A 22,973-nucleotide genomic window follows, 5' to 3' on the forward strand; every position below is an offset into this window, starting at 1 on the left:
CCCCCGCCTCTATCATGCGGGTCTCTCCGAGTTTGATCCAAAGATCGACGCGGATGAACTTGAAAACTCTTGCCTTGTCATCGCCGACGATGATGAGGCCGGGCAGGACTGGTGTGAGGGGAACGGCTATCCCGGCTATACCTCTTATGCCTCGCTCACCGATCTGCCCTGGCGCTTTCCGATCTTTGCCGATCTGGTCAAGGTGCTGGACGCGCATGTCGCGAGTTTTGCCAAGGATCTTCAGTTTGATCTTGATGGGCGCGCCCTGGTGCTCGAAGATCTCTGGATCAATATCCTGCCCGAGGGCGGCATGCATGCCTCGCATATCCATCCCCATTCGGTGATTTCCGGCACCACCTATGTGGCGATGCCCGAGGGTACCTCTGCGCTGAAGCTGGAAGATCCGCGGTCTGCCATGATGATGGCGGCACCAGTGCGCGTGAAGGACGCGCGACGTGAGCTGAAGCCCTTTATCTATATGAAGCCCGCCGTGGGCGATGTGCTGCTCTGGGAAAGCTGGCTGCGCCACGAGGTGCCGATGAACATGTCCGAAGACGATCGTATCTCCGTCAGCTTTAATTATCGCTGGGAGTGAGCGCCGAACAACGAAGTGGCAATCGTTCCGGGGGAACGATTGAGGCGCGAGCGGGCGGAGCCCAAGGCAACATGGATAACGTAGGGGCTGGCACTGAGCCACTCACCGACCCAAAGCCAAATTGAGGGCTGCGCCTGACCCTGGGTGGGTGCGAAAGCGCCCTCCCGTGGGGAGGGGCGGGCGCTGCCCGGGCTTACAGCCCGAGCAAGACTAGCTTATCCTGTCTGCTCAGGGAGGCGGGCTCAGAGAAGTGGGCGGTGGGCCGGTCTCTAGTCTGCCAGAGGTTTGACACCGGGAAAACCTGCCTTGGCTTGCACGCCGCCAACCTTTCCCTTGCCCTCACAGCCTATCTCCCCTATAGCAGCCCATCACTTGGCTCTTTTCCGCACTGGATCTGGGCTGGATGATTCTTTTCTGTGCTCACGCACAGGTGACATAACCCACCAGACACAGGGTTACCCATCTCAGGGGCCCTCTGGTGCTTTGGACAAGGAACAAAGGCGATGAACGCCAATGATCTGCGCGACAAGACCGTGGATGAACTCCGCGATGTGCTTGCAAACATGAAAAAAGAGAGCTTCAATCTCCGTTTTCAACAAGCTACCGGTCAGATGGAAAACACCTCGGGCATCAAAGCGGCACGCCGCAACGCTGCTCGCGTGAAAACCATTCTGAACGAAAAAGCTGCAGCCGCAGCTGCAGAATAAGGAGCCTGACAGATGCCCAAACGTATTCTCACAGGCACCGTGACCAGCGACGCCAACGCCCAGACCGTAACAGTTTCGGTTGAACGCCGCTTCACGCATCCTGTTCTGAAAAAGACCATTCGTAAGTCCAAAAAATACCGGGCGCACGATGAACAGAACGCTTTCAAGGTCGGCGATCAAGTCCGCATCATTGAATGCGCGCCGAAATCGAAAACGAAACGCTGGGAAGTTGTCACCGCTTAAGAGACCGTAAGGTCCCATAAGCGGCAAACTCACCAGTTTGTCGAAACCCTGGGGGCATAATTTGGCACGCATCGCCAGTCCTCACAGGTCGGGAGAAACCACATGATCCAGATGCAAACAAACCTGGATGTTGCTGACAACTCAGGCGCTCGCCGAGTTCAGTGCATCAAGGTTCTGGGTGGTTCCAAGCGTAAGTACGCATCCGTAGGTGACATCATTGTCGTCTCGGTTAAGGAAGCCATCCCCCGCGGTCGCGTTAAGAAAGGTGATGTCCGTAAGGCCGTCGTCGTTCGCACCGCTAAAGAAGTCCGTCGTGCTGACGGTACTGCTATCCGTTTTGATAGCAATGCTGCCGTCATCCTCAACAACAACAACGAGCCCGTAGGTACACGTATCTTTGGCCCAGTTGTTCGTGAGCTGCGCGCCAAGAACTTCATGAAAATCATCTCGCTTGCTCCGGAGGTGCTGTAACAATGGCTGCTAAACTCCGCAAAGGCGACAAGGTTGTCATGCTGGCCGGTAAGGACAAAGGCAAAGAAGGCACCATTGCCTCCGTTGACCCCAAAGCCGGAAAAGCCATCGTTGATGGTCTGAACATGGCAATCCGCCACACCCGTCAGTCGCAGACTGAACAGGGTGGCCGTCTGCCAAAAGCTCTGCCTGTTGAGCTGTCGAACCTGGCTCTGCTGGACGCAAATGGCAAACCAACGCGCGTTGGCTTCCGCATGGAAGGCGACAAGAAAGTGCGCTTTGCTAAAACCACGGGGGACGTGATTGATGCTTGATACTGCAACCTACACCCCGCGTCTGAAGACTCTTTACAAGGAAACCATCTCTGGTGCCCTGAAAGAAGAGTTCGGCTATAAGAACGACATGCAGCTGCCAAAGCTGGAAAAAATCGTTCTGAACATCGGTTGTGGCCGTGCTGCTGTCCGTGACAGCAAGAAAGCCAAATCCGCTCAGGCCGATCTGTCGACAATTGCTGGCCAGAAAGCTCTGACCACCATTGCAAAGAAACTCCATTGCTGGCTTCCGCGTTCGTGAAGGCATGCCAATGGGTGCAAAGGTGACTTTGCGCGGCGACCGGATGTTCGAATTCCTCGACCGTCTGATCACCATCGCGATGCCCCGTATCCGTGACTTCCGCGGCGTATCGGGTACATCTTTTGACGGCCGTGGCAACTACGCCATGGGTCTGAAAGAGCATCTCGTATTCCCAGAAATCGATTTTGATAAAATCGACGAAAACTGGGGTATGGATATCGTGATTGCCACAACCGCGAAAACCGACGCGGAAGCGAAGGCACTGTTGAAAGCTTTCAACATGCCCTTCAATAGCTGAGCGCGGGAAGGACAGAGACATGGCTAAGAAAAGCATGATCGAACGCGAGAAAAAGCGCGAGCGTCTGGTAGCAAAGTATGCTGCGAAACGCGCCGAGCTGAAAGAAATCGCGACTGACGAATCTAAGTCGATGGAAGAGCGTTTCAAAGCGCGTCTGACACTGGCAAAACTGCCGCGGAATTCTTCGGCAACTCGTCTTCACAACCGTTGTCAGCTGACCGGTCGTCCTCACGCTTACTATCGTAAGCTGAAGGTCAGCCGGATCGCGCTGCGGGAACTGGGCTCGAATGGCCAGATCCCCGGTATGGTGAAATCGAGCTGGTAAGGGAGAGACAGATATGAACGATCCTATCGGCGATATGCTCACCCGTATTCGTAACTCTCAGATGCGCGGCAAATCCACCGTATCATCCCCTGCGTCTAAGTTGCGCGTGTGGGTGTTGGATGTGCTGGCTGACGAAGGTTACATTCGCGGCTACGAGAAAACGACTGATGAAAGCGGCCATCCGGCGCTGGAAATCGGTCTCAAGTACTACGATGGCGATCCAGTCATTCGCGAAGTGAAGCGGGTTTCCAAACCTGGCCGTCGCGTTTACATGGGCGTTAATGACATCCCGTCGGTCCGTCAGGGCCTGGGTGTGTCGATTGTCTCCACCTCAAAAGGTGTGATGTCGGACGCAAACGCACGCGCAGCCAATGTTGGCGGCGAAGTGCTCTGCACCGTCTTCTAAGGAGGCTTCATCAATGTCCCGTATTGGTAAAAAAGTGGTCGACCTGCCCAGCGGTGTTACCGCAAGCGTGTCCGGCCAAAGCATCGAAGTCAAAGGTCCCAAAGGGACCCGCAGCTTCACTGCAACCGACGATGTCACACTATCTGTTGAAGAGAACGCTGTATCGGTCAAGCCTCGCGGCATGTCCAAGCGTGCGCGTCAGCAGTGGGGCATGTCCCGCACCATGGTTGCCAACTTGGTAACCGGCGTGACCGCCGGCTTTAAGAAAGAGCTGGAGATCCAGGGTGTGGGTTACCGGGCTCAGATGCAGGGGAATACCCTGAAGCTGAACCTCGGCTACAGCCACGACGTCGAATTTGTCGCTCCGGAAGGTGTTACCATCACCGCACCGAAGCAGACTGAAATCGTTGTGGAAGGTAACGACCAGCAGCAGGTGGGCGAAGTCGCGGCAAAGATCCGCGAATGGCGCCGTCCCGAGCCCTATAAGGGCAAAGGCATCCGCTACAAGGGTGAGTTTATCTTCCGCAAGGAAGGCAAGAAGAAGTAAGGACCAGCACAATGGCAAACAGCAAACGTACCCTGTTTCTGAAGCGTCGCCTGCGCGTCCGGAACAAACTTCGCAAGGTCAACTCTGGCCGTCTTCGTCTTTCTGTCCACCGTTCGAACAAGAACCTCTCGGTTCAGCTGATCGACGATCTGGCAGGCAAGACTCTGGCGTCCGCATCGACCCTGGAAAAAGATCTTGGCTTTGTAGGCAAGAGCAACATCGAAGCCGCGACCAAGGTCGGTTCGGTTATCGCCGAGCGTGCCAAGGCCGCTGGCGGCACCGAAGCGCATTTCGACCGTGGCGGCTGCCGGTTTCACGGCAAAGTGAAGGCCCTGGCCGACGCTGCGCGTGAAGGCGGCTTGAAGATCTAAAGATTGCGGGCGGCGGTGACGCCGCCCCGATGATCCGGGGGATGCTCTTTGCGGGGTGTCCCACCAGGATTGGAACAATAGGCGCCAGTCGCCACACTCAAAGGAATGCTTTATGGCAGAACGTGAAAACCGCCGGGGCAATCGTCGTGACCGCGACGAGACACCTGAATTTGCGGATCGCTTGGTTGCAATCAACCGCGTCTCCAAAACTGTAAAAGGCGGTAAGCGCTTTGGTTTTGCAGCACTGGTTGTTGTTGGTGACCAAAAAGGCCGCGTCGGATTTGGCAAAGGTAAAGCCAAAGAAGTACCCGAGGCCATCCGCAAGGCGACAGAACAAGCCAAGCGTCAGATGGTACGTGTACCTCTGAAAGAGGGTCGCACCCTGCACCACGACATTGCGGGCCGCCACGGCGCCGGCAAAGTTGTCATGCGGACCGCCCCTGAAGGTACCGGTATCATCGCTGGTGGTCCAATGCGTGCAGTTTTCGAAATGCTCGGCGTCAAAGACGTTGTGTCCAAATCGATCGGCTCGCAGAACCCCTACAACATGATCCGCGCAACCCTTGACGGTCTGACAAAAGAGCAGAGCCCCCGTTCGGTTGCCCAGCGTCGTGGTAAAAAGGTTGCCGACATCCTGCCCAAGCGGGACGAAGCACCTGTTGCTGAAGCAGCAGAAGCGTAAGGAGACGGACACATGGCTAAAACTATCGTTGTTAAGCAGGTTGGTTCTCCAATCCGCCGCCCCGCCGACCAGCGCGCGACGCTGATCGGTCTGGGTCTGAACAAGATGCACCGAACCCGTGAACTGGAAGACACACCTTCGGTTCGTGGCATGGTTCGCAAGATCTCTCACATGGTTGAGATCATCGAAGAGCGCGACTAAGCTCTTTTCAAATGACCTAAGAAAACGCCTCCGGGAAACCGGGGGCGTTTTTTTTGTGGGCGAATGCCGGCTGGCCCTCGGCGCATGAGCCAGTTTTGCCAGATGAGCCAGTTTTGCCAGGCTGACTGTGAGACGGGCGTGACTGTGAGAGGGGCGTGACTGTGGGGGGGGGCACTGGCGCATCCCGGGGCTCAGCCCATGGAGCGGGCGCTGCGTTAACCCCTTGATAGCCAGCCATGTTCTGAATGCATGGCCGGTTGTCTTTTGCGCTGGTTGTTTTGCGCGAATTAAATCCTTTATTTCAAAAGTACCTAAAAATGGCACGGATAAAGGGTTGGGGAATGGGTCCTGGCCGACAACAAGGATGACTACAATGGCGCATGTTTTTAACACTGCCTCTACCGAATTTGGCCTCATCGCGCGTCTGCGGGGCACCTTCTCAGATCTGGCCGCAAGCTGGGCACAGGGTCGCGAATACAAACGCACCTACGCGCAGCTGGACCGGCTGAGCAATCGTGAGCTCGCGGACATTGGCGTGCGCCGCTGTGATATCGCCGATATTGCCCGCTGCCACGTCTATAAGGCCTGATCAAAGGCCTGAGTTTTTCGATCTGAACCCTCCTCCCTCGGTTTTGATCGCACAGGCGCCTCTGCTGATTGCAGGGGCGTTTTGTGTATCCGGCAGAATTTCACTGCAAAGCATAGGTGCAGGAGCAATCTGAGAGCCAGGACCTCTAGGGGCTTGAACCGTTGGGGCAGGGGGGGTATATGCCAGCGGTGGCCCTTAGGCCGCATGGAATCATCATTAAATACATGCCGTGGTTGACCCTGTTTACGCTTCTGGGGTCACATCCGGCGAAGGAGAAGCGATATGAAACTTCACGAACTCAGCGACAATCCCGGCGCAACCAAAAAACGTATGCGCGTTGCCCGTGGTCCCGGCTCCGGCAAGGGTAAAATGGGTGGCCGTGGTATCAAAGGTCAGGAAATCCCGTTCGGGTGTTTCGATCAATGGCTATGAGGGCGGTCAGATGCCTTTGTACCAACGTCTGCCTAAGCGCGGCTTTACCAAGCCAAACCGTAAGGCCTTTGCCGTTGTGAACCTGGGCCTGATCCAGAAATTCATCGACCTGGGCAAACTTGACGCAGCGTCGATCAACGAAGACACCCTGGTGGCTTCGGGTCTGATCCGCCGCAAAAAAGACGGTATCCGGGTGCTGGCCAAAGGTGATTTCACCGCAAAAGCCAACATCTCGGTCACAGGCGCTTCTGCCGCTGCTGTTGACGCAGTTGCAAAGGCCGGTGGCGCATTGACCGTGGCACAAGCAGCCGCAGCTGAGTAACGGCTTGTGAGCGGCGACAATGCCGCTTACATAGGTCATCAGTTTTCCAGTACGCCGTCCGAGCCGGAAAAGGGCTCCGGGCGGCGTTTTTGCAAGAAGAGACCCATTTCATGGTACAGCAGCAGAACAAATGGCAGCAACACCAGCTGGTCCGCACTTGGCAAAGCCACGGATCTGCGCAATCGCATCCTGTTTACGCTTGGCCTCCTGATCGTCTATCGCCTCGGCACCTTTATTCCGGTCCCAGGCTTGATGCGAACGCCCTGCGCAACTTTATGGAGCAGGCGGGGCAGGGCATTGGCGGCATGGTGTCGATGTTTACCGGTGGCGCACTTGGCCGTATGGGCATCTTTGCCCTGGGCATCATGCCCTATATTTCGGCCTCGATCATTGTCCAGTTGCTGACCTCGATGGTCCCGGCACTTGAACAGCTCAAAAAAGAGGGCGATCAGGGCCGCAAGAAAATCAACCAATACACCCGCTACGGCACCGTGGTGCTGGCAACCGCGCAGGCCTATGGCCTGGCTGTGTCGCTTGAAGCCGGGGATCTGGCAACTGATCCGGGCATGTACTTCCGCATGGCCTGCATGATCACTCTGGTTGGGGGCACCATGTTCCTGATGTGGCTGGGCGAGCAAATCACCCAGCGTGGCCTTGGCAACGGTATCTCTCTGATCATCTTTGTCGGCATCATCGCCGAGGTTCCGGCCTCTATTGCCCAGTTCTTTGCCTCCGGTCGCTCCGGTGCCATCAGCCCCGCCGTGATCATTGGCGTGATCCTGATGGTTATTGCGGTGATCATGTTTGTGGTCTTCATGGAGCGCGCGCTGCGCAAGATCCACATTCAGTACCCGCGTCGTCAGGTCGGCATGAAGGTCTATGACGGTGGCTCCAGCCACTTGCCCGTCAAAGTGAACCCAGCAGGCGTGATCCCGGCGATCTTTGCCAGCTCGCTGCTGCTGCTGCCGACAACCATTTCGGCCTTCTCGTCCGGTGCAACCAACGGCCCGGCGATGTCCTGGCTCCTGGCCAACTTTGGCCCTGGCCAGCCGCTCTATCTGTTGTTTCTTTGTCTCGATGATTGTGTTCTTTGCCTATTTTTACACCTTCAACGTGGCCTTCAAGCCCGAGGATGTGGCAAACAACCTGAAAAATCAGAACGGCTTTGTTCCGGGTATTCGACCCGGCAAAAAGACGGCTGAATATATCGAGTATGTGGTCAACCGCATTCTGGTTCTTGGCTCTGGCTATCTGGCGCTGGTTTGTTTGTTGCCCGAGATCCTGCGCGGCCAGTTCAATTTCCCTGTCTATTTTGGCGGCACCTCGGTTCTGATCGTTGTCTCCGTCACCATGGACACCATTCAACAGGCGCAAAGCCATCTGCTTGCGCATCAGTATGAAGGCCTTATCGAGAAGAGCCAGCTTCGTGGCCGGAGTAAGAAACGTGCAAAACGGGGACCGTCTCGCCGATGACCAATATCATTCTACTAGGCCCACCCGGAGCGGGTAAGGGGACACAGGCACGCCACCTTGTTGAGAACCGTGGCATGGTACAGCTCTCCACCGGAGACATGTTGCGCGAGGCCCAGGCCAATGGCTCTGAAATGGGCAAAAAGGTCGCTGATGTGATCGCACGCGGTGAACTGGTGACGGATGAGATCGTGATTGGTCTTATTCGCGAGAAGATCGCAGAGGGCGCTGCGGGAGGCTTTATCTTTGATGGCTTTCCCCGCACCCTGGGGCAGGCGGACGCCCTGGGAGAGCTGCTGTCGGAGATGGGCCTGACCCTGGACGCAGTTATCGAGATGGCCGTGGATGATGCAGCGCTTGTCGCGCGTATCACCGGCCGGTCGACCTGCGGTGGCTGTGGTGAGGTGTATCATGATGAGACCAAACCCTGGCCTGCGGATGGCAAATGCAGCAAATGCGGCAGCACCGATGTAAAACGTCGCGCGGACGACAATGAGGAAAGCCTCAAGACCCGCCTGATGGAATATTACAAAAAGACCTCGCCGCTGCTTGGCTACTATTACGCCAAGGGCGATCTGCAATCCGTTGATGGGTTGCAGGCGATGGATGCCGTCACAGCCGATATTGCGGCGGCCCTCGACGCATAGGCCGACCCGACGCATAGGCCGACCCGACGCATAAGTCAGCGCGGCTCTCAGGCCAAAGAGTGGCTTACATAACTTAAAAGGGGGAGCCAGTGGGTCCCCCTTTTTCCTTTTGGGGAGCGGTTCAGTCCAACATGACAGGCCGCGTACAGTCTGACTGTGCCCCTACCCGAGGGCTTTTACGGGGTGTTAGCGGCGCGGGTTATAGATCTGTGACACCCCCAATTTATGAAGGACGTGTCATGAAAATCCTTTTGTCAGTTCTGTCTTGCTTTGCGCTCTGCCTGCCTGCCCAGGCGCAGCATCTGTTTGTTGACAGCGAGGAGGGCTGTGTCATCGTCATGGGCAGCCCGGACGGGGATCTCGACTATGCGGGCGAGGGCGGTCTGATCCTGAGTGACACCGGGTTCAGCTCGCTTGAGTATTTCTGCTCTTTCTCGCCACGGGCGCTCTATCAGTGGCAGGTCTATGATGTGACGACCCATGTGGGCCATTGTGAGATGCCCGGCCCCGAATTTCAGCCGCAGCTCTTTACCATCGTACGGGAGCTGAGGCGCCTGGTGTGATCTCAATCTTTACAGGCGGGGATGAGCCGCTGCGCTTCTTTGCCTGTTCTTCCTGATGCCAATATGCTGAAAAGCCCTTGTTTTGAGGAAAACTCTTCCGTAATTGGGATGACGGGTTGACGGTATCTCCAAATCCTCATACGCAACCCCATCCCCTCGTGGGATGATTCCATGTGGGCGGATTCTTTTGCCTGCATGACCACCTCAAAATGCTGGACCATCTGGCGGCACTGCCAAGGTCAAGCGTTGTGAAAAAAGGTTCTGGCACTACGGAACCGCAACGAAAAGGAAAGTGACACGTGGCACGTATTGCCGGCGTAAACATTCCCGCTGCTAAGCGGGTACCTATCGCCCTCACCTATATCACCGGAATCGGTAACACCTCAGCCGCCGCAATCTGCGAAGCCGTTGGCATTGACGTATCGCGTCGCGTCAACCAGCTGTCTGATGCCGAAATTCTGGCCATCCGCGAGCACATCGATGCAACCTTCACCGTTGAAGGCGACCTGCGTCGTGAAACCCAGATGAACATCAAACGCCTGATGGATCTTGGTTGCTACCGCGGCCTGCGCCATCGTCGTAACCTGCCCGTTCGCGGTCAGCGTACCCACACCAACGCTCGTACTCGCAAAGGCCCCGCAAAGGCCATCGCTGGTAAGAAGAAGTAAAGGGAGGGTTTGATCAATGGCACGCGAAAAGACTCGTACTAAGAAAAAAGAGCGCAAGAATATCGCCACAGGCGTTGCTCATGTGAACTCTTCGTTCAATAACACCAAAATCCTTATCTCTGACGTTCAGGGTAATGCGATTGCATGGTCCTCCGCTGGCTCCATGGGCTTTAAAGGGTCGCGTAAATCGACTCCTTATGCGGCTCAGATGGCAGCAGAAGATGCTGGCAAAAAGGCGCAGGATCACGGTGTTAAAACCCTCGAAGTCGAAGTTCAGGGCCCCGGTGGCGGTCGTGAATCGGCTCTGCGCGCTCTGGCCGCAGTTGGGTTCAACATCACCTCGATCCGCGACGTAACGCCTATGGCGCACAACGGCTGCCGTCCGCCAAAGCGCCGCCGCGTCTAAACTTCGAGAATTACGCTGGGGTCCTGCTGTTTTTGCGGGGCCCCAGTCCGTCATTTTAAACCTCGGGCGTCTGCACCTTCGGACATGAGGTACAGACAGGAATGGAGGGACTGCATGATCCATAAAAATTGGGCAGAGCTGATCAAGCCTACACAGCTTGACGCAAAGCCGGGCAACGATCCCGCACGTCAGGCAACCATTATTGCCGAACCACTTGAGCGGGGCTTTGGCCTTACTCTTGGCAACGCGCTGCGTCGCGTTCTGATGAGCTCGCTGCAGGGTGCGGCGATCACATCTGTTCAGATCGACAACGTTCTGCACGAATTTTCCAGTGTTGCCGGTGTGCGTGAAGACGTCACCGATATCATCCTGAACCTCAAGGGTGTGTCGCTCCGTATGGAAGTCGAAGGCCCCAAGCGTCTGTCGATCAATGCCAAAGGCCCCGCAGTTGTCACCGCCGGTGACATCTCTGAGAGCGCAGGCATCGAGATCCTGAACCGCGACCACGTCATCTGCCACCTGGATGATGGTGCTGATCTGTTCATGGAATTGACCGTGAACACCGGCAAGGGCTATGTCTCTGCCGACAAGAACAAGCCAGAAGACGCCCCCATCGGTCTGATCCCGATTGATGCGATCTACTCGCCCGTGAAAAAGGTCTCTTATGACGTTCAGCCCACCCGTGAGGGCCAGGTGCTGGATTATGATAAGCTGACACTGAAGATTGAAACCGATGGCTCTGTGACCCCGGATGATGCGCTGGCCTATGCCGCACGCATCCTGCAGGATCAGCTGTCGATCTTCGTCAACTTTGAAGAGCCCGAGTCGGCGAACCGTCAGGACGAAGACGATGGTCTTGAGTTCAACCCGCTGCTGCTGAAGAAAGTGGACGAGCTGGAACTGTCTGTGCGCTCGGCAAACTGCCTGAAGAACGACAACATTGTCTACATCGGCGATCTGATCCAGAAGACCGAAGCAGAAATGCTGCGCACGCCAAACTTTGGCCGCAAGTCGCTCAACGAGATCAAAGAAGTGCTTTCGGGCATGGGTCTGCATCTCGGCATGGACGTCGAGGACTGGCCACCGGACAACATCGAAGATCTGGCCAAGAAGTTCGAAGACACCTTCTAAGAACCTTCAGGCCACCAAGATTTAGGGGTAGGCTGCGGTCTGCCCTTAAACAATGCCCGCGCTGGCGGGGAAATACCGGGCAGATGCCCCAAGGAGAGCAGCTGACACGCATCGGCTGACAGACAAAGCAAAAACGCGAAAGAAGGAATTATACAATGCGTCACGCACGTGGTTATCGCCGCCTCAACCGTACTCATGAGCACCGTAAAGCCCTGTTTTCCAACATGGCCGGCTCGCTGATCGAGCACGAGCAGATCAAAACGACTCTGCCAAAGGCAAAAGAATTGCGCCCGATCATCGAAAAGATGATCACTCTGGCGAAACGTGGCGATCTGCACGCCCGTCGTCAGGCCAACGCGCGCCTGAAAGAAGACCAGTATGTCAGCAAACTTTTTGACATCCTTGGCCCCCGCTACAAAGACCGTCAGGGCGGCTATGTTCGCATCCTGAAAGCCGGCTTCCGCTACGGCGACATGGCGCCCATGGCGATCATCGAATTCGTCGACCGCGACGTTTCGGCCAAAGGCGCCGCCGACAAGGCACGTCTTGCTGCCGAAGCAGGTGCTGACGAAGAATAAGACCCAAGGCCCATCCGGGTTTTGAAGTTTTGCCCCCGTCTGGTTTCCAGGCGGGGGTTTTCGTTTGCCCTGTCGCAGTGCGGCCTTTTCGGCCTGTCGCAGTGCGGCCTTTTCGGCCTGTCGCAGCGCAGCCTTTTCGCCCAGTCGCAGCGCGACCTTGTCACCTGTCGCAGGTCGGCCTTTTCCGCAGTGACGAAAATGCGATACAGGCGCGTTTGGCGCAGAACGCTTGCAATCTTTGCCCCGGCTCCGCATATCCTGAGGACACCCAATCCTCGGAGATATCATGATCCGCGCTGTTCTTTTCGCTCCACTTGTTTTTGCTCTGTCACTGGTTCAGCCGCAGGGCGCCCTGGCAGAAACCCGTGTTCCCCAGTCGCAAACAGAAATTTCGCTTGGCTTTGCGCCTTTGGTAAAACAGGCGGCTCCGGCTGTGGTCAATATCTATGCCAAGATCGTCACCCAGACCCAGCAACGCTCTCCCTTTATGAATGACCCGTTTTTTGACGAGTTCTTTCGCGGCCTGACGGCGCCGCGGCCGCGGGTGGAGAACTCGCTTGGATCCGGCGTGATCCTGTCTGAGGACGGCATGGTTGTGTCCAACCACGTGGTAGTTGGTATGGCGACGGATATTCGGGTGGTGCCCACGGACCGGCGGGAATACGCAGCCCGGGTGGTTCTGGCCGATCAGGCCAGCGATTTGGCGATCCTGCAATTGGAGGGGGCCAGCGCGCTGCCCTATCTCAGTCTGCGCGACAGCGATCAGGTTGAGGTCGGAGAGCTGGCGCTGGCCATCGGCAACCCCTTTGGCGTTGGGCAAACCGTCAGCGGCGGCGTCGTGTCGGGACTGGCGCGCTCTGGCACCGCCACGGGTGAGGGGTTTGGTTATTACATCCAGACCGATGCGCCGATCAATCCGGGCAATTCCGGTGGCGCCCTGATTGATGTGAATGGCGCCCTTATTGGTATCAACACTCGTATTCTCAGCCGCTCTGGGGGCTCGAATGGCATCGGTTTTGCCATTCCTGCCAATCTGGTGCGCGAATTTGTCCATCAGGCAAAGACCGGCTCCGAAGGGTTTCAGCGCCCCTGGGCGGGCATGACAGGGCAGCCGGTTGATGCGGATCTGGCGGCCTCTCTGGGGATGGATATCCCCGAGGGCATGGTGATCAGCGAGTTGCACCCCAAAAGCCCTTTTGCCAAGGCAGGCTTTGAAGTTGGCGATGTCATCACCGAGGTCGACGGGGAGGTGGTGAATTCTCCCTCCGAGATGGTGTTCCGCATGTCTGTTGCAGGTCTTGGCGATACCTCCGAGGTGGTGCGCCTGCGGGGAGACGTCAGCGAGCCCCTTTTGGTCGAGATGTTTGTCGCTCCGAATGACCCACCTGCGCGCTCTCTGGTACTGAATGAGAACAGTGCGCTGCCGGGACTGACGGTTGGCCTGATCAATCCGGTGGCCATTGTGCGTCTGCAACTGCCGCTGTCGGCGACAGGCATTGCGGTTTTGGACCCCGGACCCTTTGCCGGGCGCGCAGGCGTAAAGGCCGGCGATATTTTACTGGCCATCAATGGCGATGAGGTGCTGATAGAACAGGATGTCCCGCGTCTTCTTGAGGAAGCCGGGCGCCGGTTGCAGCTGGATCTGAACCGGCGCGGCCAGCGGGTCAGCCTGCGGATGCGGCGCTAGCCGATGGCGGATCTTTTTGACAGTGACGCCGACCCACGGCCCGCTGCCGGGGGCGTCGCGCGCAACTGGCCTCTGGCGGACCGCCTGCGGCCACAGACGCTGTCAGAGGTGATCGGGCAGCAGCAGGTTCTGGGCGCGGAGTCGCCCCTGGGGGTAATGCTCTCGTCGGGCTCGCTGTCGTCTTTGGTGTTTTGGGGCCCGCCCGGGGTGGGACAAACCACAATTGCGCGGCTGCTGGCGCGGGGAGACGGATCTGCATTTTGTCCAGATCTCAGCGATTTTCACCGGTATTGCGGATCTGCGCAAAGTGTTTGAGGCGGCCAAGATCCGGCATCAGAATGGTCAGGGAACCCTGCTGTTTGTCGATGAGATCCACCGCTTTAACAAGGCGCAGCAGGATGGCTTTCTGCCCCATATGGAAGATGGCACCATTCTGCTGGTGGGGGCCACCACCGAAAACCCCTCGTTTGAGCTGAACGCGGCGGTGCTGTCGCGGGCGCAGGTGCTGGTGCTGGAGCGTCTGTCCCTTGCGGATCTTGAGCACCTGACCCAGCGGGCTGAACAGGATCTGGGCCGCGCCCTGCCGCTCACCGCTGAGGCGCGTGATGCCCTGCAGGAGATGGCGGATGGCGATGGTCGCGCCCTTTTGAACCTGATTGAACAGGTCGCTGCCTGGCGGGTGGCCACGCCTTTGGGCCGCGAGGCCCTTGCAACACGCCTGATGCGGCGGGCGACAAAGTACGACAAATCGGGGGATGAGCACTACAATCTGATCTCGGCCCTGCAGAAATCCATCCGCGGCTCGGATCCGGATGCCGCGCTGTATTGGCTGGGGGGGATGCTTGAGGGCGGCGAGGATCCGCGCTATCTGGCCCGTCGGCTGACCATGATGTCTACCGAAGACATCGGTCTTGCGGATCCGCAGGCCAATACCGTCTGCCTGAATGCCTGGAACACCTACGAGCGGCTTGGCAGCCCCGAGGGCGATCACGCGCTGGCGAATGCCGCCGTCTATCTGGCGCTGGCGCCGAAATCCAACGCAGTCTACGTCGGCATCAAGGCGGCGCGGCGTCTGGCCAAAGAGACCGGCTCGGCTCCGCCGCCAAAACACATCATGAATGCCCCGACCAAGCTGATGGCCGAGCAGGGATATGGCGATGGCTATGCCTATGACCACGACGCCGAAGACGGGTTTTCCGGCCAGAACTATTTCCCCGATGGGGTGCGTCGCCCGGTGCTCTATCAACCCGTTGAGCGCGGATTTGAGCGCGAATTGAAACGGCGCAGTGAGTATTTTGCCAAGCTCCGGTTGCAGCGCAACAAATAGCTCAGGTTGCAGCGCAACAAATAACTGAGGTTGCAGCGCGACAAATCGCTCTGGCTTTTGAGCTGTCATAAACCTGCAGGGCAAAAGCGATACGATGCATCTGCTGGGCGCATGGCGGCTAAAACTTGACATCTTACCCTGTGCGCGCCACAGACCCCTGATGGTTTCAACTGTATCTCTGGTCGCCCTTGGCGGCGCTATCGGGGCGGCATTGCGATATCTGGCAGGGCTGGGCGTGACCCGCCTGCTGGGACATCAGGAATTCCCGCTCGCTATCATCACCGTGAACGTGATTGGCTCGTTTTTGATGGGGGCGTTTGTGGTGGCAGCGGCGCACAAGGGGCTGACCCATCTCAGCCCGTTTGTGATGACCGGGCTGCTGGGCGGCTTTACCACTTTTTCGGCCTTCTCGCTGGAAAGTGCCAATATGATCGAGCGCGGCGCTTTTGGGCAGGCCGCGCTATATGTTTTTCTCTCTGTTGGCCTGTCGGTCGGTGGATTGTTTTTGGGCCTTTGGTCCGCAAGAGGAGTGTTCGCATGAGTGGCGTACAGATGATCACCGTTACGGAAGAGGATGGCGACCAGCGGATCGACCGCTGGCTGCGCCGTCTGTTCCCGCATGTGAACCAGGGCCGTATCGAAAAGATGTGCCGCAAGGGCGAGCTGCGTCTGGATGGCGGTCGGGTCAAGGCGAACTCGCGTGTCTCCGCTGGTCAGGTGGTGCGGGTGCCGCCGCTGGCCGCGTCTGATTTGAAGCAGGCCGAACCGCGTGTGGCCAGGGTTTCAGAGGCGGATGCCAAGATGATCCGCGCTTGCGTGATCTACAAGGATGACGATGTCATTGTGTTGAACAAGCCTGCGGGTCTGGCCGTGCAGGGGGGCAGCGGCACGACAAAGCATGTGGATGGCTTGTCTGAGGCGCTGCGCTTTGACGCCGAGGAAAAACCCCGTCTGGTGCACCGTCTGGACAAAGACACCTCAGGCATTCTGGTTCTGGCCCGCACCCGTCTTGCGGCCAAGGCGCTGACGGCCGCCTTCCGCCACCGCAGCACCCGCAAGATCTACTGGGCGCTGGTGGCCGGGGTTCCCACGCCCTATCTGGGCGAGATCAAGGCCGGTCTGGTCAAGGCCTCGGGCCATGGCAGCAGCGGTGAAGGCGAGAAAATGATCGCGGTGCATCCCTCTGAGATCGACAGAACCCCCGGAGCCAAGCGGGCGCATACCTTTTATGCCACGCTCTACCGGGTTGCCGGGCGGGCCTCATGGGTGGCGATGGAGCCGGTCACGGGCCGTACCCACCAGCTGCGGGCGCATATGGCCGAAATCGGCCATCCTATTATTGGCGATGGCAAATACGGCGGCTCTGGTCAGGAAAACCTCGGCGATGGCTGGGGCGCGCAACTGGGTGGCATGATCAGCAAAAAACTGCATCTGCATGCCCGTCGCATGGTGTTTGAACATCCCACCACCAAAAAAGACATCGTGGTGACGGCAGCTCTGCCGGAGCACATGAAACAAAGCTGGGACACCTTTGGCTGGACCGAAGATCTGGCGGCGGATGACCCGTTTGAGGGTCTGATGTGAACGCGCCTCTGAGGCTGATCCTGTTTGATGTGGATGGCACTCTGGCGGACAGCCAGAATGCGATCGCCACGGCTATGAGCAGCGCCTTTGCGGGCGTTGGGCTGGCAGTGCCTGCGCATTCCGAGATCATTGCGATCGTCGGGCTGTCGCTGCCGCTGGCAATGGCCGCACTGGCGCCTGCGGCCGACGCGCAGACGCAGGCGCAGCTGGTTGAGGGATACAAAAGCGACTATATGGACAAGCGGCTCAAGGCAGGCGCAGGTCACTCGCCGCTGTTTCCGGGGGCTGTCGAGACCCTGATGCGGCTGAACGCGGTGCCCGAGTATCTGTTGGGTGTGGCGACCGGAAAATCGCAGCGCGGCCTCGATGCTTTGATTGCATCACACGGGCTCGACTGTTTTGTCACCCGGCAGGTGGCAGATCATCATCCCTCAAAACCGCATCCTTCGATGGTGTTGACCGCGCTGTCCGAGACCGGCGTGGAGCCTGCGGATGCGGTGATGATTGGCGACACGAGTTTTGACATTGATATGGGGCGCGCGGCTGGTGTTCGCACCATTGCGGTGGACTGGGGATATCATCCTGCAGCCGGCCTTGGGGCGGACCATATTATCAGCAGTTTTGCCCAGCTGGAGCCGCTGCTGCAGGAAATCTGGAAGGTTTGAGACATGAGTAACTGGAAGCAGAAGCGGTTTTGGAAAGCAGCCACCACCAGTGAAACGCCTGACGGATTTACGGTGCATCTGGATGGCCGTTTGGTGAAGACACCAGCCAAGGCGGCCCTGATTGTGCCAACCCTTGCCATGGCGGATGCTATTGCAGTTGAGTGGGACGCACAGCAGGAGGGCATCAATCCAGAGACCATGCCCTTTACCCGCTCGGCCAATGCTGCGATCGACAAGGTGGCGAATCAGCACGCAGAAGTAGCAGAAATGCTGGCTGACTACGGCGATTCGGATCTTTTGTGCTATCGCGCCGACTCACCTCAGGAATTGGTGGCGCGCCAGGCCGCCGAATGGGATCCTGCCCTGGACTGGGCCGAGCAGACCTTGGGGGCGCGGCTGCATCCGCGCCATGGGCTGTCGCATCAGGCGCAGGATCAGGCGGCGCTGGCTCAGCTGCGTCAGGCCGTGCACAGCCTGAGCAATTATCAACTTGCGGCCTTTCATGACCTGGTGTCGATGTCCGGATCGCTGGTTTTGGGCTTTGCAGCTGCCTATAACTGGCGCACCGCCGATGAAATCTGGCGCATTTCCCGTTTGGACGAGACCTGGCAAGAAGAGCAATGGGGCGTCGATGACGAGGCAAAGGCAACTGCAGAGTTGAAACGCCGGGCCTTTTTGCATGCAAAAAGTTTCTACGACTTTTCTTGATAAGACAGCAAATTGCCGGATTGATCCACATTGGGAAATTTTGTGTCGAATAGTAGAAAGTACGCTATCCGGACATCGAATTTCATGATCCCGCACTTGACGTTTGTTGATGAATGGGACCAAACTCCTTTACGATATGGGGTTCTGCCCTGTATCAGACGATCTCCGACGTAACCTTCGTCGGCCAAAAAAACCACCGCAATAGGTGGAACATCAGGAAGAGGTAAATATGAAAAATACCGTAATTTTGGGCGCGCTCACCATTGCCGGTCTGTCAGCTGGTGTAGCTGCTGCTGGTACTCTGGACGACGTGAAGGCCCGCGGCAAACTGAACTGCGGCGTCACAACCGGTCTGGTTGGTTTTGCAGCTCCGAATGCGAATGGGGAATGGGAAGGCTTTGACGTTGCCGTCTGTCGCGCTGTTGCTGCGGCTGCTCTGGGTGACTCGACTGCTGTTGAATTCGTGCCAACAACCGGCAAGACCCGCTTTACTGCGCTGGCGTCTGGCGAAATCGACATGCTGGCCCGGAACACCACCTGGACCTTCTCGCGCGATGTCGACCTGAAGTTTGAATTCACCGGCGTCAACTACTACGATGGCCAGGGCTTCATGGTTCCCAAAGAGCTGGGTGTTTCCTCGGCCAAGGAACTTGATGGCGCGACTGTCTGCATTCAGACCGGCACCACCACCGAGCTGAACCTGGCGGATTTCTTCCGCTCCAACAACATCTCCTATGAGCCGGTTCCAATCGAGACCAATGCCGAAGCGCAGCAGCAGTATCTTGCTGGTGCCTGCGACGTCTACACCACAGACGCCTCCGGTCTTGCGGCGACCCGTGCCACGTTTGATGCACCAAACGATCACGTTCTGCTGCCAGAAATCATCTCGAAAGAGCCTCTCGGCCCGCTGGTTCGTCACGGCGACAATGAGTGGGGCGACGTTGTTCGCTGGACTTTGAACGCGCTGATCACTGCTGAAGAGCTGGGTGTTACTTCGGCCAATATCGCTGAGATGGCGGCTGGCACCAACAACCCTGAAATCAACCGTCTCCTGGGCACCGAAGGTACCCTGGGTGAGATGCTTGGTCTCTCCGCTGACTGGGGCAAAAACGCTGTTGCCGCAGGCGGTAACTACGGTGAAGTCTTTGCCAAGAACATCGGCGAAGATACCCCCATCGGTCTGGCGCGCGGCCTGAACGCGCAGTGGACCGAAGGCGGCCTGCTGTACTCGCCTCCGTTCCGCTAGGAACTTTGGCGGAAAAGGGCGCAGGTAGATCCTGCGCCCTTTTTCCTTCTTCGACTATCCAACCAAACACGCTTGAGATCCGACGCGAGCAGGGACCAACCTTGCCGATCAGTTGATCTGTAAGCCACGGGGATCTCTCATTCATGTCAACTCTCACTGACCCTCCAAAGGAACAGTTCCGGTTGTCTATGTTGGTTAACGATACACGCTATCGTTCGTTGACCTTCCAGGCGATTGCGGCGCTGGTTCTGGCCTTGGCCATTTGGTATCTGGGGAACAACCTTCTGCAGAACCTGCGCGCTGCGGGCCTGAATATCTCGTATGACTTTCTGGGCAATTCGGCGGGTTACGACATTAACCAGCGCCTGATCGAATATGACAACCAGGATAGCCACGGGCGCGCGGCGCTTGTTGGTATTCTAAACACCCTGCTGGTGGCCTTTCTGGCCTGCATCACGGCAACCATTTTTGGTGTGGTGGCTGGGGTTTTACGGCTGTCGAACAACTGGCTCGTGTCCAAATTGATGGCCATTTATGTCGAGGTGTTTCGCAACATCCCGGTGCTGATCTGGATCATCATCATCTTTACAATCATGACAGCTGTGATGCCTGGCCCGCGCGAATTCCGCCGTGCAGAGCCAACGGCAAGCATGCTGTTTGATCTTTTTGCCTTTACCAACCGTGGCGTCTATACACCGATGCCGGTGTTTGGAAACGGCTTTTTTGCCTCCACAGCCTTGAACTGGCTGGTGGTTCTTTTGGTCCTGGCCGGGTCATTCTTTGTGATGCGCCGGGTGGAAGCCAAGGCAACTGCGACGCAGGAAGAAACCGGCGAGCGGCCCAAAACCCTGCTTATTGCACTGGCTGTCTGGATCATTCCCTTTGCGCTGCTGATGCTGGTCATGGGGCTGACCTGGGAAGTTCCAGAGCTCAAGGGCTTTAACTTTAAGGGCGGCATTAAGATTGGCGGACCGCTGATCGCGCTGTGGTTTGCCCTGTCGATCTATACCGGTGCCTTTATTGCTGAAAACGTGCGGGCGGGTATTCAGGCGATCTCCAAGGGGCAGTCCGAAGCTGCGGCTGCACTAGGGCTGCGCCCGAGCCGGACGATGAACCTCGTGATTTTGCCACAGGCGTTGCGTGTGATCATTCCACCGCTGATCTCCAACTTCCTCAATATCACCAAGAACTCTTCGCTGGCTATTGCCGTCGGCTATGCCGACATCACCGCGACTTTGGGCGGGATTACCCTCAACCAGACCGGCCGCGCGATTGAATGCGTTTTGCTGCTTATGCTGTTCTATCTCACCGCGTCGTTGGTCATCTCGATGGTGATGAACGTCTATAACTCCTCCGTGAAGCTGAAGGAGCGCTGAGCCATGAGTGACAAAAAAACACAACAGATTGCCTTTGTTGCGGAGGGCATGATTCCGGAATCACCGCCGCCTGCGCGGGAGGCCGGTGCTTATAAGTGGGTCCGTGAGAACCTGTTCTCAAGCATTCCCAACTCGATCCTGACGCTGGCCGCGCTGGCGCTGATCTATTCGCTGCTCAGCAATGTTTTGCCCTGGCTTTTGAACGGGGTCTGGACGACCTCGTCGCTGGCTGAATGCCGTGAGGTTCTTGAGGGCAAAGCTGGCGCCTGTTTCTCGGTTCTGACGGAACGCTGGCATCAGCTGCTCTATGGTTTCAAATACCCCACCGATCAGTACTGGCGTCCCAATCTGGCGTTGCTGCTGCTGATGATTGCACTGGCACCGGTTTTGTTCTTTGACCTGCCACGCAAGCTTTTGGGTTTCACAGCCGTTTATCCCTTCCTGGCCTTTTGGCTGATCTGGGGCGGCTCCATTCTGGTGCCCATCGTGGCGTTGCTTGGCTTTGTTGCTGCGGCAGTGGTTTTCCAAAAATACGGCAAGGGTAGTTTTGCTGCTGGCTTCTTTGGGGCGATCGCAACGGCTCTGGTAATCTGGAACCTTGGCGGGCTTTTGATCCCTGATGCGGCCTCTGACACTGCCATGCTGAGCTCTGTCCCAAGCCGTGATCTGGGCGGGTTCATGCTGAACATGATGCTAGGCGTGACCTGTGTGTCGCTGTCGGTGCCACTGGGCATTGCCCTGGCGCTGGGGCGGCAATCAAGCATGCCTTTCATCAAATGGATCTGCGTAATCTTCATCGAGTTCGTGCGCGGCGTGCCGCTGATCACGCTGCTCTTTGTGGCTTCTGTGATGCTGTCCTACTTCTTCCCACCTGATGCGACCGTGGACTTTGTTTCTGCGTGTGGTTATCATGATCACCCTGTTTTCGGCGGCCTATATCGCTGAGGTGATCCGTGGCGGGCTGGCAGCGCTTCCGACCGGGCAGTATGAGGCGGCAGATAGTCTGGGGTTGGATTACCCACAGGCGATGCGTCTGATCATCTTGCCGCAGGCTTTGAAGATTTCCATTCCGGGCATCGTGAACGTGGCTGTTGGCCTGTTCAAGGATACCACGCTTGTGTCGGTTATCTCGATGTTTGATCTGGTGGGCATGATCCGTGGTCCCATCCTCGCCTCCACTGAATGGAACGGGGTGTACTGGGAGCTCTTGGGTTTTGCAGCCTTCCTGTTCTTCATCGTCTGCTACGGCATTTCACAATATTCTCAGTGGCTTGAGCGTCGTCTCGCCACTGGTCATCGCTAAGGAGGCCGGACAATGGCTGACACTTCTCAAATGCATGTCTCTGATGAAATCGCCATCACCATTGACAATATGAACAAATGGTATGGCTCGTTCCATGTGCTGCGTGACATCAACCTGACCGTCAACCAGGGCGAACGGATCGTGATCTGTGGGCCTTCGGGGTCGGGGAAATCGACCTTGATCCGCTGTATCAATGCCCTGGAAGAGCACCAGCAGGGATCGATTGTGGTGGATGGCACACTGCTGTCGAACGACCTCAAGAACATCGACAAGATCCGCTCCGAGGTTGGCATGTGCTTTCAGCACTTCAACCTGTTTCCGCATCTGACCATTCTGGAAAACTGCACGCTGGCCCCGATCTGGGTGCGTAAAACGCCCAAGAAAGAAGCCGAAGAGCGCGCAATGCATTTCCTGGAAAAGGTGAAAATCCCCGAGCAGGCGGACAAGTACCCCGGCCAGCTTTCCGGTGGTCAGCAGCAGCGTGTGGCGATTGCCCGCTCGCTCTGCATGATGCCCCGGATCATGTTGTTTGATGAGCCGACCTCGGCGCTTGACCCGGAGATGATCAAAGAGGTGCTCGACACCATGATCGAGCTGGCGGAAGAGGGCATGACCATGCTCTGCGTCACCCACGAGATGGGCTTTGCCCGTCAGGTGGCGAACCGGGTGATCTTTATGGATGCGGGCCAGATTGTTGAACAGAACGAGCCGGAAGAGTTCTTCAACAATCCACAGAGCGACCGCACCAAGCTGTTCCTGAGCCAGATCCTCGGCCACTGATCAACAGCTGCAAGCCTGAAACAGATTACGGCCCCGTGGCGTTCCACGGGGCCGTTTTTATTGGGAAATTGA

At 57.3% G+C, this 22,973-nt stretch carries 26 protein-coding genes and 5 pseudogenes; all 31 read left to right on the forward strand.

Annotated features, from left to right (window positions below; translation table 11 throughout):
* A partial coding sequence (locus tag B4968_RS21685; protein ID WP_139792972.1) for a TIGR02466 family protein occupies positions 1-595 on the forward strand: 595 nt, incomplete at its 5' end.
* A 503-nt stretch (positions 596-1,098) separates the two neighbouring features.
* Positions 1,099-1,302, forward strand: coding sequence for a 50S ribosomal protein L29 (gene rpmC / locus B4968_RS21690; RefSeq protein ID WP_083101281.1), 204 nt, complete (start codon positions 1,099-1,101; stop codon positions 1,300-1,302).
* A gap of 12 nt (positions 1,303-1,314) precedes the next feature.
* Positions 1,315-1,545 (forward strand): 30S ribosomal protein S17, encoded by a 231-nt coding sequence (rpsQ, locus tag B4968_RS21695; RefSeq protein ID WP_083101282.1) that lies wholly within the window; start codon positions 1,315-1,317, stop codon positions 1,543-1,545.
* A gap of 102 nt (positions 1,546-1,647) precedes the next feature.
* Positions 1,648-2,016: a 50S ribosomal protein L14 gene (gene rplN, locus B4968_RS21700; RefSeq protein WP_083101283.1), complete on the forward strand. Its 369-nt coding sequence runs from the start codon at positions 1,648-1,650 to the stop codon at positions 2,014-2,016.
* A 2-nt stretch (positions 2,017-2,018) separates the two neighbouring features.
* On the forward strand, positions 2,019-2,330 hold the full coding sequence (gene rplX / locus B4968_RS21705; protein ID WP_083101284.1) for a 50S ribosomal protein L24: 312 nt from the start codon (positions 2,019-2,021) through the stop codon (positions 2,328-2,330).
* Positions 2,323-2,887 (forward strand): annotated as a pseudogene (rplE, locus tag B4968_RS21710) (50S ribosomal protein L5). Before rplX ends, rplE begins: the two are co-directional and overlap by 8 nt.
* A gap of 19 nt (positions 2,888-2,906) precedes the next feature.
* Complete coding sequence (gene rpsN, locus B4968_RS21715; protein WP_083101285.1) at positions 2,907-3,212, forward strand: 30S ribosomal protein S14; 306 nt, start codon at positions 2,907-2,909, stop codon at positions 3,210-3,212.
* Positions 3,213-3,225: 13 nt separating this feature from the next.
* Positions 3,226-3,618, forward strand: coding sequence for a 30S ribosomal protein S8 (gene rpsH, locus B4968_RS21720; RefSeq protein WP_083101286.1), 393 nt, complete (start codon positions 3,226-3,228; stop codon positions 3,616-3,618).
* Positions 3,619-3,631: 13 nt separating this feature from the next.
* Positions 3,632-4,165, forward strand: a complete 534-nt coding sequence (gene rplF, locus B4968_RS21725) for a 50S ribosomal protein L6 (RefSeq protein WP_083101287.1) — start codon at positions 3,632-3,634, stop codon at positions 4,163-4,165.
* A gap of 11 nt (positions 4,166-4,176) precedes the next feature.
* Positions 4,177-4,536, forward strand: coding sequence for a 50S ribosomal protein L18 (gene rplR / locus B4968_RS21730; RefSeq protein WP_083101288.1), 360 nt, complete (start codon positions 4,177-4,179; stop codon positions 4,534-4,536).
* A gap of 112 nt (positions 4,537-4,648) precedes the next feature.
* Positions 4,649-5,218, forward strand: a complete 570-nt coding sequence (gene rpsE, locus B4968_RS21735; RefSeq protein WP_083101289.1) for a 30S ribosomal protein S5 — start codon at positions 4,649-4,651, stop codon at positions 5,216-5,218.
* Between the two features lie 12 nt (positions 5,219-5,230).
* Positions 5,231-5,419: a 50S ribosomal protein L30 gene (gene rpmD, locus B4968_RS21740; protein WP_083101290.1), complete on the forward strand. Its 189-nt coding sequence runs from the start codon at positions 5,231-5,233 to the stop codon at positions 5,417-5,419.
* A gap of 373 nt (positions 5,420-5,792) precedes the next feature.
* On the forward strand, positions 5,793-6,008 hold the full coding sequence (locus B4968_RS21745) for a DUF1127 domain-containing protein (RefSeq protein WP_083101291.1): 216 nt from the start codon (positions 5,793-5,795) through the stop codon (positions 6,006-6,008).
* 282 nt (positions 6,009-6,290) lie between these two features.
* A pseudogene (rplO, locus tag B4968_RS21750) lies at positions 6,291-6,762 on the forward strand (50S ribosomal protein L15).
* Between the two features lie 130 nt (positions 6,763-6,892).
* Positions 6,893-8,235, forward strand: a pseudogene (gene secY / locus B4968_RS21755) (preprotein translocase subunit SecY).
* Entirely contained in the window at positions 8,232-8,879 is a 648-nt protein-coding gene (locus B4968_RS21760; RefSeq protein WP_083101292.1) for an adenylate kinase, read from the forward strand. The pseudogene secY and the gene B4968_RS21760 overlap by 4 nt, the downstream one beginning before the upstream one ends.
* Before the next feature lie 239 nt (positions 8,880-9,118).
* Positions 9,119-9,442, forward strand: coding sequence for a hypothetical protein (locus B4968_RS21765; RefSeq protein ID WP_083101293.1), 324 nt, complete (start codon positions 9,119-9,121; stop codon positions 9,440-9,442).
* Positions 9,443-9,741: 299 nt separating this feature from the next.
* The gene (gene rpsM, locus B4968_RS21775; RefSeq protein ID WP_083101295.1) at positions 9,742-10,110 is read left to right on the forward strand and encodes a 30S ribosomal protein S13; all 369 of its coding nucleotides are present in this window, start codon (positions 9,742-9,744) and stop codon (positions 10,108-10,110) included.
* Positions 10,111-10,126: 16 nt separating this feature from the next.
* Positions 10,127-10,516, forward strand: coding sequence for a 30S ribosomal protein S11 (gene rpsK / locus B4968_RS21780; RefSeq protein ID WP_083101296.1), 390 nt, complete (start codon positions 10,127-10,129; stop codon positions 10,514-10,516).
* Positions 10,517-10,630: 114 nt separating this feature from the next.
* Complete coding sequence (locus B4968_RS21785; protein ID WP_083101297.1) at positions 10,631-11,647, forward strand: DNA-directed RNA polymerase subunit alpha; 1,017 nt, start codon at positions 10,631-10,633, stop codon at positions 11,645-11,647.
* A gap of 155 nt (positions 11,648-11,802) precedes the next feature.
* Complete coding sequence (gene rplQ / locus B4968_RS21790; RefSeq protein WP_083101298.1) at positions 11,803-12,225, forward strand: 50S ribosomal protein L17; 423 nt, start codon at positions 11,803-11,805, stop codon at positions 12,223-12,225.
* A 286-nt stretch (positions 12,226-12,511) separates the two neighbouring features.
* Entirely contained in the window at positions 12,512-13,912 is a 1,401-nt protein-coding gene (locus tag B4968_RS21795; protein WP_083101299.1) for a trypsin-like peptidase domain-containing protein, read from the forward strand.
* A 3-nt stretch (positions 13,913-13,915) separates the two neighbouring features.
* Positions 13,916-15,239, forward strand: a pseudogene (locus tag B4968_RS21800) (replication-associated recombination protein A).
* A gap of 160 nt (positions 15,240-15,399) precedes the next feature.
* A complete protein-coding gene (crcB, locus tag B4968_RS21805; protein WP_083101300.1) occupies positions 15,400-15,780 on the forward strand; it encodes a fluoride efflux transporter CrcB in 381 nt (126 codons plus the stop codon).
* Positions 15,777-16,823, forward strand: a complete 1,047-nt coding sequence (locus B4968_RS21810; protein ID WP_083101301.1) for an RluA family pseudouridine synthase — start codon at positions 15,777-15,779, stop codon at positions 16,821-16,823. The genes crcB and B4968_RS21810 overlap by 4 nt, the downstream gene beginning before the upstream one ends.
* Positions 16,820-17,488, forward strand: coding sequence for an HAD-IA family hydrolase (locus B4968_RS21815; RefSeq protein ID WP_083101302.1), 669 nt, complete (start codon positions 16,820-16,822; stop codon positions 17,486-17,488). The genes B4968_RS21810 and B4968_RS21815 overlap by 4 nt, the downstream gene beginning before the upstream one ends.
* Before the next feature lie 3 nt (positions 17,489-17,491).
* Positions 17,492-18,196, forward strand: coding sequence for an ATP12 family chaperone protein (locus B4968_RS21820; RefSeq protein ID WP_083101303.1), 705 nt, complete (start codon positions 17,492-17,494; stop codon positions 18,194-18,196).
* Between the two features lie 229 nt (positions 18,197-18,425).
* Positions 18,426-19,442 carry an amino acid ABC transporter substrate-binding protein gene (locus B4968_RS21825; RefSeq protein ID WP_083101304.1) on the forward strand — a complete coding sequence of 339 codons (1,017 nt, stop codon included), beginning with the start codon at positions 18,426-18,428 and terminating at the stop codon, positions 19,440-19,442.
* 143 nt (positions 19,443-19,585) lie between these two features.
* Entirely contained in the window at positions 19,586-20,818 is a 1,233-nt protein-coding gene (locus B4968_RS21830) for an amino acid ABC transporter permease (RefSeq protein ID WP_083101305.1), read from the forward strand.
* 3 nt (positions 20,819-20,821) lie between these two features.
* Positions 20,822-22,121, forward strand: a pseudogene (locus B4968_RS21835) (amino acid ABC transporter permease).
* 30 nt (positions 22,122-22,151) lie between these two features.
* Entirely contained in the window at positions 22,152-22,901 is a 750-nt protein-coding gene (locus B4968_RS21840) for an amino acid ABC transporter ATP-binding protein (protein ID WP_420916589.1), read from the forward strand.
* Positions 22,902-22,973 lie beyond the last annotated feature (72 nt).

This window comes from Pseudophaeobacter leonis, assembly GCF_002087335.1.
Taxonomy (GTDB): domain Bacteria; phylum Pseudomonadota; class Alphaproteobacteria; order Rhodobacterales; family Rhodobacteraceae; genus Pseudophaeobacter; species Pseudophaeobacter leonis.